Below are 16705 nucleotides of genomic sequence, written 5' to 3'. Positions count from 1 at the left end.
CCGTACGAGCCGAGGCGGGCCCGGCACCGCCGAAGACGTCCGCTTCGGCTGATCACCGCTGCGGCGGAATTGAAGGGGCCGGGCCCCTTCACAGCCGGTCCAGCCGGTCCAGGACGCCCCGCACCCTTGGAACCGCCGCCGCGGCGCTCCGCCGCAACGGCGCACCCCGGCGGTGCCGGAGCCACCCGGACCCGTACGGCACCGCCGAACCCGTACGCACCGCCAAGCCCCGCGCAGCGGACCCCGCGGAACGGTCACCCGGATGCCGTATCCATGACCGAATTCGCCCGCTCGCCGACACCGTTTCGGTCGGCAACCTGATCGGTTGCCGACCGTTCGCATCCGAATTGCCCGAATTGTTACTCACCAATTCGTGATCATTCCCTAAAGCCGGGACGCTTCGGTGCCGAAGAGGCTTGTGACCCTTCCCATACGGATTACCCCGGCTTACCCCCAAAGCCGGAACCGTCCCCCCGCCACTCCCCCCTGGAGGCTTGGTGTCCGTTCTCCTCGAGCAACCTGCGAGCCTCGCCTACCGGCCCAATAAACCGACGGCCATGGTCGTCGTAGCCGACCCCCGTGTCCGCTCCACCGTCACCCGGCACCTGTGGGCACTGGGCGTGCGAGACGTGATCGAGGCGTCGTCCATCGCGGAGGCCCGCCCCCGCGTCGGCAATCCGCGCGACATCTGCGTGGCCGACGTCCACCTCCCGGACGGCTCCGGGCTGACCCTCCTGTCCGAGACCCGGGCCGCGGGCTGGCCGAACGGCCTGGCCCTGTCCGCCGCCGACGACATCGGCGCCGTGCGCAACGCCCTCGCGGGCGGCGTGAAGGGCTACGTCGTCACCGGCACCCGCACCAACCTCGGCGTTCCGGGCCGCCCCGGCGCCGCCCCCATCGGCTCCGCGGCCGCTGCCCGGCTGCACCGCCGCCCGCCCGGCGCCCCCGGCCACCCCGGCGGCTACCGCGAGCTGTCCGGCCGCGAGGTCGAGGTGCTGCGGCTCGTCGCGGAGGGCCAGTCCAACAAGGCGATCGGCGTGTCGATGGGCCTGTCCGCCCTCACCGTCAAGAGCCACCTGGCCCGGATCGCCCGCAAGCTCGGCACCGGCGACCGCGCCGGCATGGTCGCCGTCGCGCTGCGCACCGGCATCATCCACTGACGCCCGCGCCGCCCCCGGCCGCACCGCACCACCACCCCCTCGCCCTCCCCCTCATCCCTCTCCCCCGCCCCCTCTCCCCCGCCGGCCCCACACGCCGCGCCCGTCGACGGGACGTTCCGTCGGCGGGCGCTTGCCATACACAGATACCCTTGACCGGTGACCGACGCCCAAGAAACCGCAGCAGACACACCACTGCGAACCACCGGGGGCGGCCCCCCGGACGACGTCGTTTCGGCGCCGATCCCCCTACTGGAGCCACGCGAAGGCATCCCGCCGGTCGTCGCTGACAACGATGCCCTCGCGGCGGTCGTCGCCGCGTTCGCCGCCGGCACCGGCCCCGTCGCCGTCGACGCCGAGCGCGCCTCCGGATACCGCTACGGCCAGCGCGCCTACCTCGTTCAGCTGCGCCGCGAGGGCGCGGGTAGCGCGCTCATCGACCCGGTCGGCTGCCCCGACCTGTCCGCGCTCGGCGAAGCCATCGCCGACGCCGAATGGGTGCTGCACGCGGCCACCCAGGACCTGCCGTGCCTGCGCGAGATAGGGATGACGCCGACGCGGCTGTTCGACACCGAGCTGGCCGGACGGCTCGCCGGGTTCGCACGGGTGGGTCTCGGAGCCATGGTGGAGAACGTCCTGGGGTACGCCCTGGAGAAGGGCCACTCCGCCGTCGACTGGTCGACCCGCCCCCTGCCCGACCCCTGGCTGCGCTACGCCGCCCTCGACGTGGAGCTCCTGGTCGACCTGCGTGACGCCCTGGAGGCGGAGCTGGAGCGGCAGGGCAAGCTGGAGTGGGCCCGCCAGGAGTTCGACGCCATCGCCTCCGCGCCGCCCGCCCCGCCCCGCAAGGACCCCTGGCGCCGTACGTCCGGGATGCACAAGGTGCGCAGGCGCCGCCAGATGGCGGTGGTGCGCGAGCTGTGGACCGCCCGTGACCTGGTGGCACAGCGGCGCGACGTCTCGCCGGGCAAGGTGCTCGGTGACGCCGCGATCGTCGAGGCCGCGCTGAACCTGCCGCCGAACGCCCACGCGCTGGCGGCCCTGCCCGGCTTCGGGCACCGCATGAGCCGCAAGCAGCTGGAGCAGTGGCAGGCGGCGGTCGACCGCGCCCGCGCTCTCCCCGACGCCGAGCTGCCGCAGCCCGGCCAGCCGCTCACCGGCCCGCCGCCGCCGCGCGCCTGGGCCGACAAGGACCCGGTGGCCGCGGCCCGGCTGACGGCGGCCCGTACGGCCGTGTCCGCGCTCGCCGAGCGCCTCACGATGCCGCAGGAGAACCTGATCACGCCGGACACGGTGCGCCGCCTGTGCTGGGAGCCACCGAAGGCGGCGACGCCGGAGGCGGTGGCGGAGGTCCTCTCCGCGCACGGCGCCCGCCCGTGGCAGATCGAACAGGTGACCCCGGTCCTGGTGAAGGCCCTGACGGAGGCCGCCGCCTGACGGCCCTCCCACCGTTTGCCGGACGGCCCCGGCCCCCTCTCCGGGGGCCGGGGCCGTCCCGTTTCCCTTCCGCCGCCACGGCGCGCGACCACCGCGAACCCCACCGCCCGCACCGAACCCCCAGTAGCCCCCTCCGCACACGGAATGTGACCTTCGCCGCTCCCCGCCAGGGGACTGGGCAACATAGTTACCCGTAAGTAGCATGGCCGTGAGCCCCGCGCCGTGGCGTAGCCCGTGTATCCGGCATGCCCAAGCGCAGCGATCCCGCACATGGAGGAGAGCCAACGTGCCTCGTACCGCTAGGGACGTCGTATTCGTCGACGGCGTCCGCACCCCGTTCGGCAAGGCGGGCCCGAAGGGCATCTACCACGAGACCCGCGCCGACGACCTCGTCATCAAGTGCATCCGTGAGCTGCTGCGCCGCAACCCCAACCTGGACGCCGCCAAGATCGACGAGGTCGCCATCGCCGCGACCACGCAGATCGGCGACCAGGGCCTGACCCTGGGCCGCACGGCCGGCATGCTCGCGGGCCTGCCGCAGACCGTGCCCGGCATGTCCATCGACCGCATGTGCGCCGGCGCGATGACCGCCGTGACGACCGTCGCCGGCGGCGTCGCCTTCGGTGCGTACGACATCGCCCTCGCGGGCGGCGTCGAGCACATGGGCCGCCACCCCATGGGCGAGGGCGTGGACCCGAACCCGCGCTTCCTCTCGGAGCGGCTGGTCGACGACTCCGCCCTCGTCATGGGCATGACGGCGGAGAACCTGCACGACCGCTACCCGCAGCTCACCAAGGAGCGCGCGGACGCGTACGCGGTCCGCAGCCAGGAGAAGGCCGCCAAGGCGTACGCCGACGGCAAGATCCAGGCCGACCTCGTGCCGATCTCCGTGCGCCGCACCACGCCCGAGGGCGGGGAGCTGGGCTGGGGCCTGGTCACGGCCGACGAGCCGATGCGCCCGGGCACCACCATGGAGGGGCTGGCGAACCTCAAGACCCCGTTCCGCCCGCACGGCCGGGTCACCCCCGGCAACGCCTCCGGCCTCAACGACGGCGCCACCGCCTCGCTGATCGCCGCCGAGGACGTCGCGCGCGAGCTGGGCCTGCCGGTCCGCATGCGCCTCGTCTCGTACGCGTTCGTCGGCGTCGAGCCCGAGGTCATGGGCTACGGCCCGATCCCGGCGACGGAGAAGGCCCTGGCCAAGGCCGGCCTGACCATCGACGACATCGGCCTCTTCGAGCTGAACGAGGCGTACGCGGTGCAGGTGCTCGCGCTCCTGGACCACTACGGCATCGCGGACGACGACCCGCGCGTCAACCAGTACGGCGGCGCCATCGCCTTCGGCCACCCGCTGGCCTCGTCCGGCGTCCGTCTGATGACCCAGCTGGCCCGCCAGTTCGAGGAGCAGCCGCACGTCCGCTACGGCCTCACCTCGATGTGTGTCGGCCTCGGCATGGGCGGCACGGTCATCTGGGAGAACCCCCACTTCGACGGAGGCACCAAGTGAGCACCACCGCTGAACTTCTCAAGGGTGCGGCGGAGCTGTTCCCCGACGAGGTCGTGACGCAGGCGCACGTGCGCCACTTCGACCTCCCCTTCGGCGCCGGGCGCTTCGCGCTCATCACGCTGGACAACGGCCTGGACCACACCAAGCCGACCACCTTCGGCCCGCAGTCGCTCGCGAACCTGGGCGTCGCGATCGACCAGGTCGAGAAGGAGGCCGCCGAGGGCTCCATCACCGGCATCGGCCTCACCGGCAAGCCGTTCATCTTCGCCGTCGGCGCCGACCTCAAGGGCGTCGAGCTGCTGAAGAAGCACGAGGACGCGCTCGCCATCGGCAAGGGCGGCCACGACGTCTTCAAGCGTCTGTCCTCCCTCGCCGTCCCGACGTTCGCGTACTACAACGGCGCGGCCATGGGCGGCGGCGTCGAGGCCGGTCTGCACTGCACCTACCGCACCGTCTCGCGGGCCATCCCGGCGTTCTCCCTGCCCGAGGTCTTCCTCGGCCTGGTCCCCGGCTGGGGCGGCTGCACCCTGCTGCCGAACCTCATCGGCGCCGACCGCGCGGTCTCGGTCATCATCGAGAACTCGCTGAACCAGAACCGCCAGCTCAAGGGCAAGCAGGTCTTCGAGCTCGGCATCGCCGACGCGATCTTCGACGGCGCCGACTTCCTGGAGCAGTCCCTCCTGTGGACCGCCCGCGTCCTCAAGGGCGACGTCCAGGTCGACCGCGCCGAGATCGACCGCGGCGAGGCCTGGGACCAGGCCGTCGAGCGCGGCCGCTTCATCGCCGACTCCAAGGTCCACGGCGCCGCCCCGGCCGCCTACCGCGCCCTGGAGATCATCTCCGCGGCGAAGAACGGCGACCTGCGCCAGGGCTTCGACGCCGAGGACCAGGCCCTCGCGGACCTGATCATGGGCGAGGAGCTGCGCAGCGGCATCTACTCCTTCAACCTGGTGCAGAAGCGCGCCAAGCGCCCGGCCGGTGCCCCCGACCGCTCGCTGGCCCGCCCCGTCACCAAGGTGGGCGTCGTCGGCGCCGGCCTGATGGCCTCCCAGCTCGCGCTGCTCTTCGCGCGCCGCCTGGAGGTCCAGGTCGTCCTCACCGACATCGACCAGGAGCGCATCGACAAGGGCGTCGGCTACGTCCACGGCGAGATCGACAAGCTCCTCGCCAAGGGCCGCATCGGCAACGACAAGGCCAACCGCCTCAAGGCCGCCGTCACCGGCTCCCTCGACAAGGCCGCCGGCTTCGGCGACGCGGACTTCGTCATCGAGGCCGTCTTCGAGGAGATGGGCGTCAAGCAGCAGGTGTTCGCCGAGGTCGAGGCGGTCGTGCCCGAGCACACCATCCTCGCCACGAACACCTCCTCGCTGTCCGTCACCGAGATGGCGTCCAAGCTCAAGCACCCCGAGCGGGTCGTCGGCTTCCACTTCTTCAACCCCGTCGCGATCCTCCCGCTGCTGGAGATCGTCCGCGGCGAGAAGACGGACGACGCCTCGCTCGCCACGGCCTTCGCCGTCGCGAAGAAGCTGAAGAAGACCGCGGTCCTGGTGAAGGACGCCCCGGCGTTCGTCGTCAACCGCATCCTCACCCGCTTCATGGGCGAGATCCAGAACGTCATCGACGAGGGCACGCCGGTCGCTGTCGCGGAGAAGGCCGTCGAGCCGCTCGGCCTGCCGATGTCGCCGCTGGTGCTCCTGGAGCTCGTCGGCCCCGCGATCGGCCTCCACGTCTCCGAGACGCTGGCCGGCGCGTTCCCCGACCGCTTCAAGGTCTCCCCGAACCTCGCCGCCGTCGTGAAGGCCGGCAAGCGCGGCTTCTACGTCTACGACTCCGGCAAGCCGGAGCTGGACCCCGAGGTCGCCGCGCTTCTGGTGCAGGGCGACTCCGTCCTGACGGAGGAGCAGGTGCGCGCCCGCGTCCTGGAGGCGGTCGCGCAGGAGATCGGCCTCATGCTGGACGAGGGCGTCGTCGCCGAGGCGCAGGACATCGACCTGTGCCTGATCACCGGCGCGGGCTGGCCCTTCCACCTGGGCGGCATCACGCCGTACCTGGACCGTGAGGGCGTCTCGGAGCGGGCTGCCGGCCGGCGGTTCCTGCCGGTGGGCGTCGCGAGCGTCCCGGCGTAACGCGCTACGAGGGCCGTACGGGGTTTCCCCGTACGGCCCTCGTTTGCGTTAGGCGTCGCTGTTGCGGACTGCGGTGACGAAGGCGGCCCAGGCCGCCGGGGAAAAGGCAAGGACGGGGCCGCCGGGGGTTTTGCTGTCGCGGACGGGGACGGCGACCGGGGATGCGGATGGCGCCCATTCAAGGCAGTTGTCACCACCATCACCGCTGTAGCTGGACTTGGCCCATTCCGCGCGGGATATGTCAGGGACGGTGCTCATCGGGTAATGCCTCCATGACGGACCTGATGAATGCCGCCGAGTCTGTCGGCGACAGGGCGCTTGCGCTCAGGAGATCGTAAGCGCGTTCACGTGTGACGAAGTCGGCCGAGTCTTCGAGCAGGGTCCCGGTGGAGATCGACTCTTCGTAGGCGACTTGCGTCCCATCGTGCAGAGTCATCAGTGTCAGTGTGCCGCCCACCAGACCGTGACCGCCATGGGAGAACGGCAGCACCTGCAAGGTGGTGGTCGAGGTGAGGGCCAGCCCGGCCAGGCGGTCGAGTTGGGTACGCATGACCTTCGGCCCGCCGAACGAACGCCGGATCACGCCTTCGTCAAGGATGAAGGAAAGGTCCGGCTCCGGGTCCTCCCGCAATTGGGCCTGACGTGACATTCGGACCGTCACCAGTTCCTCGATCTGCTCGTGCGTCGCCCGTGGGTTGTACGCCTCGAACAGAGCCCGCGCGTATTCCTCCGTCTGCGCCAGGCCCGGGACGATCTGTCCGGTGTACTGCTGGATCAGGCGCGCCTGCGTCTCCAGCTCCATTCGGCGCCGGTACTTGTCCGGATGGATCTCTTTCCGAGCGAGCTGGTACAACTCGACGAAAATGCCATCCGTGCCGAACTCGGCGTCCAACAAGGCCGGAAGCTCCGGCGGCGGCATGGACTCCGCCGTCTCCACTCGCGCAAGGTGGCTCTTGCTGAAATTCACCAACTCGGCGAGCCGCTCCAGGCTCATGCTGCCGCGATACGCACGCATCTTCGCGCCGAAGAGGTGCCGGGCCGACCGGTCGGGTGTCAGCGTGCGTGGTCGTGCGGGCATGCACGTACCCCCTATCTCCCCTGCTCACGCGGGGGACATCAAGTCCTGGTGGTCGAGGACTCCGCCCAGCAACCCTAGTTACCCGAAGGGGAGTTGCCCGCTGGCAACGAGCAAGACACAACGGAGGCCGGACACAGTGAACGCCCGTACGAATGCGCACCCGTACGACGACGAAGCGGGCAACCGCACGGCAACGTGCCTGACGTGCGCCGTCCTCGTCATGAAGCGCGCCGCAGCCCTCCGGGAGAGCCCCACCGCGGTGGAGGAGGTCGAACGCAAGCGCAGGGAGCATCTCCGGCAGGGGTGCAAGCCGTAGGGATTGGCCCACGATCCGCGTGGGGAAGTGGACCTGCCCACCGGTCCACCCCCCTCGTACGCTCATGGTCATGACACACACCGTGGACTTCTACTTCGACCCCGTCTGCCCGTTCGCCTGGATCACCTCCCGCTGGATCCTGGAGGTGGAGCAACACCGCGACCTCGACCTGCGGTTCCGCGTCATGAGCCTGTCCGTACTCAACGAAGGCCGCGCCGACCTGCCGGAGCGCTACCGCAGACTGCTCGACGTGGGCTGGGGCCCGGTGCGCGTGTGCACCGCCGCGGCGCAGGAGCACGGGGAGGACGTGTTGCGCGACCTGTACACCGCGCTCGGCACGCGTATCCACACCGAGAACGGCGAGGTCTCCGACGAGCTGATCAGGAAGGCGCTGGCCGACACCGGCCTGCCGGAGTCACTGGCGGACGCGGCCCGCTCGACCGGCTACGACGAGGCCCTGCGCAAGAGCCACCACGAGGGCATGGACCCGGTCGGCGAAGAGGTCGGCACGCCGACCATCCACATCGACGGGATCGCCTTCTTCGGTCCCGTCCTGACCGCGATCCCGCGGGGCGAGGAAGCCGCCCGGATCTTCGACGGCGTGCGGCTGCTGGCCGGCTACCCGAACTTCTTCGAGCTCAAGCGCACCCGTACGGGCGGCCTGGACTTCAGCTGACCGGGCCGCCGGCCGGAATTCAGCCGACGGGCACCGCTCACGGCACCGGGGCCGGGGCCGCCCGGCGGTCCTCGTCATCGGCCGCTCCCGCGAGGCGCTGCTGGAGCCGCAGGTGGCGGAACTCGTAGTGTGCGCCCGACTGGCGCAGCACCCCGCGCCGGTGGGCCTCTTCGAGGAAGGTCATGAGCCGCCAGGGCGCGCGCCCGGTGACGGCCAGCCAGATCCGGGCCGTAGCGAGGCGGCCCCAGGCGCTCAGCGCGAGCGCGGACGTGCCGACGGGCACCCACAGTTCGGTGTGCATGGTGCCCAGCGGGCTACCGTTCCCGACCAGCGGGATCAGCGCCAGGCAGACCCCGCCCGCGAGCACGGCGGCGATGGCGCTGCGCGCCGCCGTGGCAGCGCGGTCGGTGCGCAGGGTGCTCTGCGGTCCGGCGGCCCGGAGCGTGTCGGAGGGGATGCTCAGAGCGCGGTAGACGCCCGAGGCGCAACCTCCGATGGCGCCGATCAGGACGCCGAACTCGGCGAGCGGGACCACGACGTCGCCGATGACGGCCGGTGCGCTGCGGTACGCGAGCCACAGCCGGACGCCGTGCGGCAGTTCGGAGACCACGTTCCAGGCGTCGGCGGGAGGGCGGCCCGCCGTGAGGAGCACCGGCCCGTCGTGCTCCATGCGGATGCGGACCGGCTGGTGGAAGGGCTGCGGCGTGCGCCCGTTGTACGCGATGCCGCCGTGACGCGGCACGGCGAGCGGCTTGGCGTGCGGGCCGCGGGGCAGCAGCTCGCCCGCGTACGGCTTCGAGGAGTCGACGGTGCGGATACCGTCGGCGGACACCCGGGCGTACCAGCCGTCGATCCGCTGACCGTCCGTCAACGAGGGAGCCGACCGGACCTCGTACGCCGCGCATGCCCCCACGATGCCTCCGACGACCGCGGAAGAAGCCACCCCGATGAGCGAGCAGACGAGGAACCCGCGCAGGACACCGGTTCCGAAGCCGCGGAGAACGGCAGCGGGGCCGGTGAAGGGGGCTGCGGCCCGTTCACCATGACGCTGTCCGGCCAGGAACAGGAGCAGGCCCGCCACGAGACAGATCAGGGCCGGGACGACGAGCCGGATGGCCAGGAGTACCGGTCCGGCGGCGGCGAGGCCGATCGCCAGCACGCGGACGGCCCCGGGGCCGCTCGTGCTGCCGGCCCACGGCAGGCCCAGCGGGGGCGGGCGCCGCGACAGCCCGGCGACGGCGAAGAGCATCGACAGGATCAGCCCGAAGGCGCATCCGTTGAAGAACCAGATGGGCCGGGGCGTGATGGCGTCCCCCAGTCGCAGGCCGAAGAGGGGCGGGGACAGGAAGCCGGCCACCGCGGCGAGGGGCGCGGCGACGGCGGTCAGCGTCACCGCCATGCGGGCCAGCCGGCGCGGCCCTTGCGGGGTGTCCGCCGTTGCGGGCAGCAGGCAGGCGAACCCGCAACTCAGGCCCAGGAGGATGCCTGTGAGGTGAAGGACCATCGACAACCGGCTGTCCCAGTTGCCGACGACTCCCCTGCCGTACCAGGCCAGGGGCACCAGCAGCGCGGCCGTCGCGAGGAGGGCCGTCAGGGCGGGGCCGATCACGCGCAGCGCCTTCGGCATCGCGTCCGGCAGCTCCCACCAGGCGAGCCGCCACGTGCCGCGCTGCCGGTCGTGGCCGTCGAGGTCGCGGGCGAGGCGGCGGAGCCAGCGGTGGGCCGCGTCCGGCCGCCAGGTGGTTCCGGGCGCATCACCGAAGGCCGCCGGCACGAAGGCGTCCAGCAGGTGTTCTTCGATGCTCTCCGCCGTGGGAAAGCGTGCTGCGTCCAGGAGTTCGGCCGGGTCGCGGGAGGTGTCCCCGTAGACGGTGCGGGCCAGGGCCACCATCAGCGGTGTGCCCAGCACCTCGGTCAGCGGCCCCGGGGGCGCCTGCAGCACCGGTGTCCACAGGGTCGAGCCCCGGCCGTCCGGCCGCGCCGTGCGTTCCAGGTAGTGGCGTGCCGTACCGAAGTCGAGCCGTCGCAGCTCGACGACTTCCGCGGCGGTCAGGACGTCGCCGGCGTGTACGGCGCGGGTCCAGGCGGTGGTGCGGCAGGTGAGCAGGACGGGCAGCCGTTCGTCCAGCTCCGCGTTGAGCCTCCGCATCGCCTCGCCGTGCGCGGGCGGGGGAAGCTCGTCGAAGCCGTCGAGGACGGGCAGCACGAGGCCGGCGTCCAGCAGTTCCCGGGCCAGGGTGCCGTCGCCGGACGGGGCGGCCAGCGTCCGGTACTCCGCGGCCAGCCGCTCGGCCAGCCACGCGCGCAGGGTGAGGGCCTGCGGATTCCACCCGGCCAGCGGGAAGAGCACGGGCACCGGGCCGCCCGGCTGCCGGGCGGCGAGCGTGCCGAGGACGAACTGTACGGCGAGGATGCTCTTCCCCGCCCCCGGGCCGCCCAGGACCACCAGCCGGCGCGACGGCACTGCGGCGAATGCCTGGACGACGCGGCCGAGCCGCTGATCGCCGTCGCGCGGCGGGGGCAGCGGGCCGCGGTGGACGTTGCCCTGGTGGTCGGCGAGCGGCGGGCCGACGCGGGACCAGCGGACGCCCAGCGGTTCCGGGTCCTGGAGGCGGCGCAGCTGCGCCTCCGCCGCCCACTGGCTGCGCACCGCTTCGGCGAGGGCGTCGGCCGCGCGCCGTCTGCGGTCGGCCGGGTCCGGGGAGTCGCCGTCCCCGATGCCGGTCAGGAGATCGGCGGCGAAGGCGAGCGCCGAGACCACGGCCGAGACCACGGAGATCCACGTCGCGGTCCCGGGACTTTCGACGTCGCCCCGCCACAGCACGACGGCCAGCGTGACCAGAGCCGCACAGGCCAGCCCCAGCCCGATGCGCCGTTGCACGCGCGTCCGGCGCAGTGGCGACCCCATCGGCTCCCACCCCCGCATGCGATTCCCTCCCGCCCCGGGCGGGCGGCGCCGGCCTCCCGGTCCGGGCCGGGCGGCACGGGAATCAGATAACCCCTCCCCCTCGGCGCCCGGGCGGAAAACACCGGAAGGCCACCCGGCGGAGCGAATCGCTGGGGGAGCGAATCATCAGGGGCCGTGAGTCACCAGGGGCCGTGAGTCACCAGGGGCCGTGAATCATCAGGAGCGTGAATCACTAGCGCAACGAATCGTCAGCCGCGCCCCGTCCCCCACTTCCCCACAACCTCCACCAGCGCCCGTACCGCCTTCGCGACCAGCCCGTCGTCGTCCCGGAGCCGCCGGTTGTGCTCGACGTGCACGAACGGCACGCCGGCCTCGCCCGCGTACTCGCCCTCCACGTTCGTGCGGCCTTCGAGGCGGCCGCAGTAGCGCTCCCAGACTTCGCAGACGCGCATGCCCTGCGCGCGGTACGCCGTCGCGAGGCGCCGCGCGGAGGGGAGGCCCGCTTCGCCGCTGCCCGGGGAGACGACGACGTCGTAGTCGGGCAGGCTGCTGTCGGCGAAGCCGTGGACCTGGACGGCGGGGAGGCGGCGGTCGGCGAGGGAGTCGGAGACGGCGGCGAAGACGGAGTCGCGGCGGTGGGCGACGTCCGCGGCGTCGGGGCCGGCGCCGGAGTCCACCGCGCGGTGGGCGCCGGCGAGGACGAGGACGCCGCCGGGGGCGCCGCGCAGGAGGCCGACGCCGAGCTGCTCGGTGCGCTGGTCGGCGGAGGGGTGCGGGACCTGGACCTGCCAGCGGGCCGGGCCGCGCAGGTCGGCGTAGATGCGGCCCCAGCCGCGGCGGACCTCGCCCTCGTGCGTGGCGTCGGCGATCTCCGCGTAGTGGGCGCCGCCCCCGCTGTCGACGAGGGTGTGGACGGCGTACCCGACACCGGAAAGCCGGCGCGCTGCCGCGGCGCGGTCGCCGTCGAGGAGGGCGCGGACGCCTTCGGCGATCGCCCGGCGCTCGCGCTCGGTGGGGACGCGGTAGCTGCCGTCGGCGGTCATGCCGGCCGCGTAGTCGGTGATCCGGCGGCCGAGATCGACGGCCCCGGCGGCGTCGGGGGCCGCCTTGTGCGCGGCGGGGGCGTCTTCCCGGCCGGGCGCCGACGCCGCCGTCGGGCCGCCGCAGCCCGTGGCCCCGGCCAGGGCCAGCGCGCCGAGCAGCACGCAGGACAGCACCGTGCGTGCGGTACGTGCCGTGCGGGCGGCGCTACGGGGGGCCGGCTGGGTCGTCATGCGGGCAAAAGTACCCCGGGAGCAACCCCACCTCCTCGCCCCTACTCCAACTGCGTCCGCAGCGCACGCATATGACACACGTGCCGTCGAGATTTTGTCGATACTTTAACTTCCACTTAGAATTCTGCGGTTCCCGTTAGTTCATCCTGATGTGCGGCAAGCGGAACAAGGTATTCCGCCGACCCGGCAATGCCGAGCCGCGGCCGAAAGGAATACCCAGGAATGCCGCTGTCCGCTCCGCGCGGCGCGCGCCGGCGCAAGCTGCGCCGTCGCGCCGACATGCCTCTCCTCGGCGGCGCCCGCCCGCCGATCGCCGCACTCCTGGCGCTCCTGCTGCTGGTCGCGGGCGCGACCGCCCTCGTACTCGGCGATCACGACCGGTCCGCCGTCGACAAGGCCGTCCTCTCCTCGCAGCAGCGGGTCGCGGAGGACGGCGCGCTCGCTCTGCGGGCCTCCCTCGACGAGAGCGTCACCGACCTCCAGCGCGCCGCCGCGCTGTTCGCCGGCCCCGAGGCCGTACCCGCCGACACCGTCCTGGACAAGCTCGGCAAGGTCTACAACAAGTGGCGCGGCCTCGCCGTGATCGACCCCGCGAACGGCACCCTCCTCGCCGCCCGCGGCGAAACGATCCCGCTGGCCGACACGCTGGCGAACAAACAGGACAACAAGGACAGCGGCGCCCCCGCCCCCCGCCTCGTCAAGCTCCCCTCCGGCGACACCCGCATGCTCGTCACCGCCGCCCTCCGCGGCGGCGACAAGCCGCGCCTCCTCGTCGCCTCCGGCACCCTCAACGTGCCGGGCATCTCCACCGGTGAGAACCGCTCCCTGCTCGTCGTCGACTCCGCCGGCACCGTCCTCGCCAAGGACGGCCCGTCGATCTCCCGCACCGCGTGGGCCAAGCGCGCCGCGAAGACGGCGGCAGCGGCCTTCACCAAGACCCCCGAGCCCGGCGGCCACCCCGGCGCGAGCGGCAACCTCATGGGCGGCACGGACAAGCACCGCACGGCCGTGGGCTACGCCGCCGCCGGCCGCGCGCCCGGCGAGAACAGCCCCGCGGGCGGCCTCGGCCTGTCCGTCGTCACCTCGGTCAAGGTCACCGAGGACGCCAAGGCGGTACGCACCCAGGCCTTCGGCCTCGTCGCCGCCGCCGTCCTCCTGCTCCTCGCCGTGCTCGTGACCTGGATCCTGGTCCGTACGGTCCAGCGCCCCCTGATCCACCTGTACCTGGAGAGCCGCCGCCTCGGCCGCGGCGAGCTCGACCGCCCCGTCCGCTCCTTCCGCGGCCGCGAACCGGCCCGCGTCGGCGCCGCCCTGGAGAGCCTGCGCGGCCAGCTCCTCGGCGGGCGGCCCACCCGTACCGGCCGGGCCCGCGGCGGCATCAGCACCCGTACCACCGTGATCGTCTGCGGCGTGGTCCTCCTTGCCTGGGCCGCCCCGCTCCTGCTGCTGCTCAACCGCGCCGGCAGCGGCGTCACCGTGCCCAAGCAGCTCGTCGAGGACCAGCGGCGGCGTACGGACACCGCCGCCGACCGCGTCCGCAAGGCCCTCAACGAGGGCTGGGCCGACGTCGCCTCCGTCGCGCAGATCGTCGGCGCGGGCAGCGGCAAGGAGGACGGTAAGGAAGGCAGCACAGAGCAGGCCGATACAAGCAGCGCCACCAAGCCCATCCTCCAGACCACCCTGCGCGAGCACCCCCGCTATCGCTCCGTCTACGTCCTCGACGCCGACGGCAAGGTCCTCACCCGCGCCGGGGCCGCACCGCGCCACCCGGCCGGGCACAAGCCGTACGCGGACTCCGTGGCCCAGCTCAACACCTCCGGCAAGGAGCCGGCCGTCGCCGCCTACGCGGCCGTGCCCGGCGGCAAGGGCCGCACCGTCGTCGGCGAGTACGACCCGCAGTTCCTGATCTCCATGGTCACCCGGCCCGGTCTCGGCCAGGTCTGGCTCGTGGACGACAAGCACCGTGTCCTCGCCGCCGACCGCCAGCACGGCTTCCGCGCCTTCTCCAAGCTGCCCGGCCGCCACCTCGACGACCTCGCCACCAAGGCCCGCAAGGACACCAACGGCACCTCGCTCCTGCACCGCGCGAGCGGCGGCTCGTCCCTCGCGGCCGCCGCGGCCTTCACCGGCGGCGGCGCCGTACGCGACCTGGGCTGGCAGGTCGTCAGCGAGCAGCCCGCGTCCTGGCTGGAGCTGCCCGAGTACACCGCGCAGCGCCACACCATGCTCGCCGGCCTGCTCGGCGTGACCGCCGCCGTCGCCTGCCTGGGCTGGCTGCACATCATCGTCATCCGCCCGCTGCGCACGCTCGCGGACCAGGCCGAGGCGCTGGCCGGCGGCGACCGCAAGACCGTGCTGTTCCCGCAGCACCACGACGAGGCGGGCGCGGTCGTCCGCAACCTCGAACTGATCCGGCAGCAGCTGCGTACCGCCGAGCGACCGCCGGCCGGAAGGAACTGACGCGTGCTCTTCCTCTACACGGTCCTGGTGATCTGCTGTGCGATCGTCCTGGTCGCGGGCGTGATCGAGCAGCGCCGGCACTTCACCAACCTCGACATGATCCCCACCCGGGTGCTCATCAACGGCATCCGCGGCAAGAGCTCCATCACCCGGCTGTGCGCGGGCGCGCTGCGCGGCGGCGGGCTGGTCACGGTCGCCAAGACCACCGGCACCGCGGCCCGCTTCATCCACCCGGACGCCACCGAGGAGCCCGTCTACCGCAAGTTCGGCATCGCCAACGTCGTCGAGCAGATCGGCATCGTGCGGCGGGCCGCCGCGTACCGGCCGCACGCGCTGGTGATCGAGTGCATGGCCGTCATGCCGGCCCTGCAAGAGGTCAACCAGACCAAGCTGATCCGCTCCACCATCGGCGTGCTGTGCAACGTCCGCGAGGACCACCTGGCCGAGATGGGCCCCACCCTGGACGACGTCGCCCGCTCGCTGAGCCGCTCCATGCCGCACGGCGGGATCTGCGTCACCGCCGAGCGCGACCGGCTGCACATCCTGCGCGAAGAGGCCGCCAAGCGCGACTGCGAGCTGATCGCCGTGGACCCGGAGACGGTGACCGACGCCGAGCTGCGCGGCTTCAGCTGGTTCACGTTCAAGGAGAACGTCGCCATCGCGCTCGCCGTCGCCGAACTCCTCGGCGTCGACCGGGCCACCGCCCTCCAGGGCATGTACGACGCGCCGCCGGACCCCGGCGTGCTCTCCGTCGAGCGCTACCGCACCCCCGAGGGCACGCCCTTCCGGTTCGCCAACATCTTCGCGGCCAACGACCCCGAGTCGACGCTGATGAACGTCGAGCAACTGCTCGGCCTCGGCGCGATCGACCGGCCCCTGCACGTCCTCATCAACTGCCGCCCGGACCGCGTCGAGCGCAACGGCCAGATGGGCGAGCTGATCCCGCGCCTCGCCCCCGAGTCGGTCTTCCTGATCGGCCACCCGACGAAGAGCGCCGCCGACGCGATCCCCGCCGAGTGGCGCTCGCGGATCACCGACCTCGGCGGCGACCGCCGCGACCCCGCCGAGCTCGAACGGGAGATCCTCGGCCGGCTGGGCCCGGGCGCGTCGCTGATCGCCATCGGCAACATCCACGGGCAGGGCGAGCTGCTGCTGGAACGGCTGGCGGAACTGCCGGCGGACGAGGAACCGGCGCAGGAACAGGAACACCGGTCGGCAGCACCGGACGAACCCCCGGTGTACGTCCCGACCTACATAGATCCCACAGGAGACTTCCGTTGATCCCCGCCGTCCTCACCCCGGAGATCGCCGCCATCGGGATCGCCCTGGGCCTGCTGTTCTCCCTGGTCTGCTACCTCACGACCAACCTCTCCCCCGGCGGCATGATCACCCCCGGCTGGCTGGCCCTCACGCTCGTGGAGAGCCTCCAGCGCGCCGCCATGGTCGTCGGCATCACCGTCCTGACGTACCTGGCCACGCTGCTGCTCCAGCGGTACGTGATCCTCTACGGCAAGCGGCTGTTCGCGGCGGTCGTACTGACCGGTGTCGTGCTCCAGGCGACGCTCTACGTGATCCTCCAGCAGCAGTTCCCGCTGATGTACGCGAACCAGACGCTCGGCTTCATCGTCCCCGGCCTGATCGCGTACCAGCTGGTGCGCCAGCCGCGCGGCGCGACCCTGCTGGCCACCGGCACGGTCTCGCTCGCCAACTACGTCGTCCTGACCGCAGGCATCCTGCTGGGCTTCATGCCCACCGCCTGAGCCTTC

13 protein-coding genes are annotated in these 16705 nt (G+C 72.5%); 9 read left to right on the top strand and 4 right to left on the bottom strand.

Features of this window, described 5'->3' with window-relative positions; all coding sequences use genetic code 11:
* Positions 1-497 precede the first annotated feature (497 nt).
* From PS271_RS23260 to PS271_RS23245, 4 genes are all read left to right on the top strand, one after another.
* On the top strand, positions 498-1160 hold the full coding sequence (locus PS271_RS23260) for a response regulator transcription factor (RefSeq protein WP_030369345.1): 663 nt from the start codon (positions 498-500) through the stop codon (positions 1158-1160).
* Between the two features lie 156 nt (positions 1161-1316).
* Positions 1317-2594 carry an HRDC domain-containing protein gene (locus tag PS271_RS23255; RefSeq protein WP_398384304.1) on the top strand — a complete coding sequence of 426 codons (1278 nt, stop codon included), beginning with the start codon at positions 1317-1319 and terminating at the stop codon, positions 2592-2594.
* 286 nt (positions 2595-2880) lie between these two features.
* Positions 2881-4101 carry a thiolase family protein gene (locus tag PS271_RS23250; RefSeq protein WP_356273855.1) on the top strand — a complete coding sequence of 407 codons (1221 nt, stop codon included), beginning with the start codon at positions 2881-2883 and terminating at the stop codon, positions 4099-4101.
* The gene (locus tag PS271_RS23245; RefSeq protein WP_398384301.1) at positions 4098-6227 is read left to right on the top strand and encodes a 3-hydroxyacyl-CoA dehydrogenase NAD-binding domain-containing protein; all 2130 of its coding nucleotides are present in this window, start codon (positions 4098-4100) and stop codon (positions 6225-6227) included. Before PS271_RS23250 ends, PS271_RS23245 begins: the two co-directional genes overlap by 4 nt.
* A gap of 48 nt (positions 6228-6275) precedes the next feature.
* Here PS271_RS23245 and PS271_RS23240 read toward each other — a convergent pair whose 3' ends face one another.
* On the bottom strand, positions 6276-6485 hold the full coding sequence (locus PS271_RS23240; RefSeq protein WP_398384299.1) for a DUF397 domain-containing protein: 210 nt from the start codon (positions 6483-6485) through the stop codon (positions 6276-6278).
* The gene (locus PS271_RS23235; protein WP_398384297.1) at positions 6469-7305 is read right to left on the bottom strand and encodes a Scr1 family TA system antitoxin-like transcriptional regulator; all 837 of its coding nucleotides are present in this window, start codon (positions 7303-7305) and stop codon (positions 6469-6471) included. The genes PS271_RS23240 and PS271_RS23235 overlap by 17 nt, the downstream gene beginning before the upstream one ends.
* A 136-nt stretch (positions 7306-7441) precedes the next feature.
* On the opposite strand from PS271_RS23235, the gene PS271_RS23230 reads away from it, so the two are divergent.
* Together PS271_RS23230 and PS271_RS23225 are read left to right on the top strand one after the other, a co-directional pair.
* Positions 7442-7621, top strand: a complete 180-nt coding sequence (locus PS271_RS23230; RefSeq protein ID WP_398384295.1) for a hypothetical protein — start codon at positions 7442-7444, stop codon at positions 7619-7621.
* Between the two features lie 70 nt (positions 7622-7691).
* Positions 7692-8297, top strand: coding sequence for a mycothiol-dependent nitroreductase Rv2466c family protein (locus PS271_RS23225; RefSeq protein WP_398384293.1), 606 nt, complete (start codon positions 7692-7694; stop codon positions 8295-8297).
* 37 nt (positions 8298-8334) lie between these two features.
* Here the strand turns inward: PS271_RS23225 and PS271_RS23220 are convergent, their stop codons facing one another.
* Both PS271_RS23220 and PS271_RS23215 read right to left on the bottom strand, forming a co-directional pair.
* Entirely contained in the window at positions 8335-11205 is a 2871-nt protein-coding gene (locus PS271_RS23220; protein ID WP_398384291.1) for an NACHT domain-containing protein, read from the bottom strand.
* Between the two features lie 248 nt (positions 11206-11453).
* Positions 11454-12479, bottom strand: coding sequence for a hypothetical protein (locus PS271_RS23215; RefSeq protein ID WP_398384289.1), 1026 nt, complete (start codon positions 12477-12479; stop codon positions 11454-11456).
* A gap of 222 nt (positions 12480-12701) precedes the next feature.
* Between PS271_RS23215 and PS271_RS23210 the strand changes: the two genes are divergently transcribed.
* The 3 genes from PS271_RS23210 to PS271_RS23200 are packed head-to-tail and all read left to right on the top strand — an operon-like array spanning position 12702 to position 16699.
* A complete protein-coding gene (locus PS271_RS23210; protein ID WP_398384287.1) occupies positions 12702-14939 on the top strand; it encodes a HAMP domain-containing protein in 2238 nt (745 codons plus the stop codon).
* Between the two features lie 3 nt (positions 14940-14942).
* Positions 14943-16220 carry a poly-gamma-glutamate synthase PgsB gene (pgsB, locus tag PS271_RS23205; protein WP_398384285.1) on the top strand — a complete coding sequence of 426 codons (1278 nt, stop codon included), beginning with the start codon at positions 14943-14945 and terminating at the stop codon, positions 16218-16220.
* Positions 16217-16699 carry a poly-gamma-glutamate biosynthesis protein PgsC/CapC gene (locus PS271_RS23200; protein ID WP_030365939.1) on the top strand — a complete coding sequence of 161 codons (483 nt, stop codon included), beginning with the start codon at positions 16217-16219 and terminating at the stop codon, positions 16697-16699. Before pgsB ends, PS271_RS23200 begins: the two co-directional genes overlap by 4 nt.
* Positions 16700-16705: the final 6 nt, after the last annotated feature.

Source organism: Streptomyces sp. SCA2-17, from assembly GCF_044336695.1.
The sequence above is the reverse complement of the archived record's forward strand: the minus strand, read 5'-3'. Positions and strand labels throughout refer to the sequence as shown.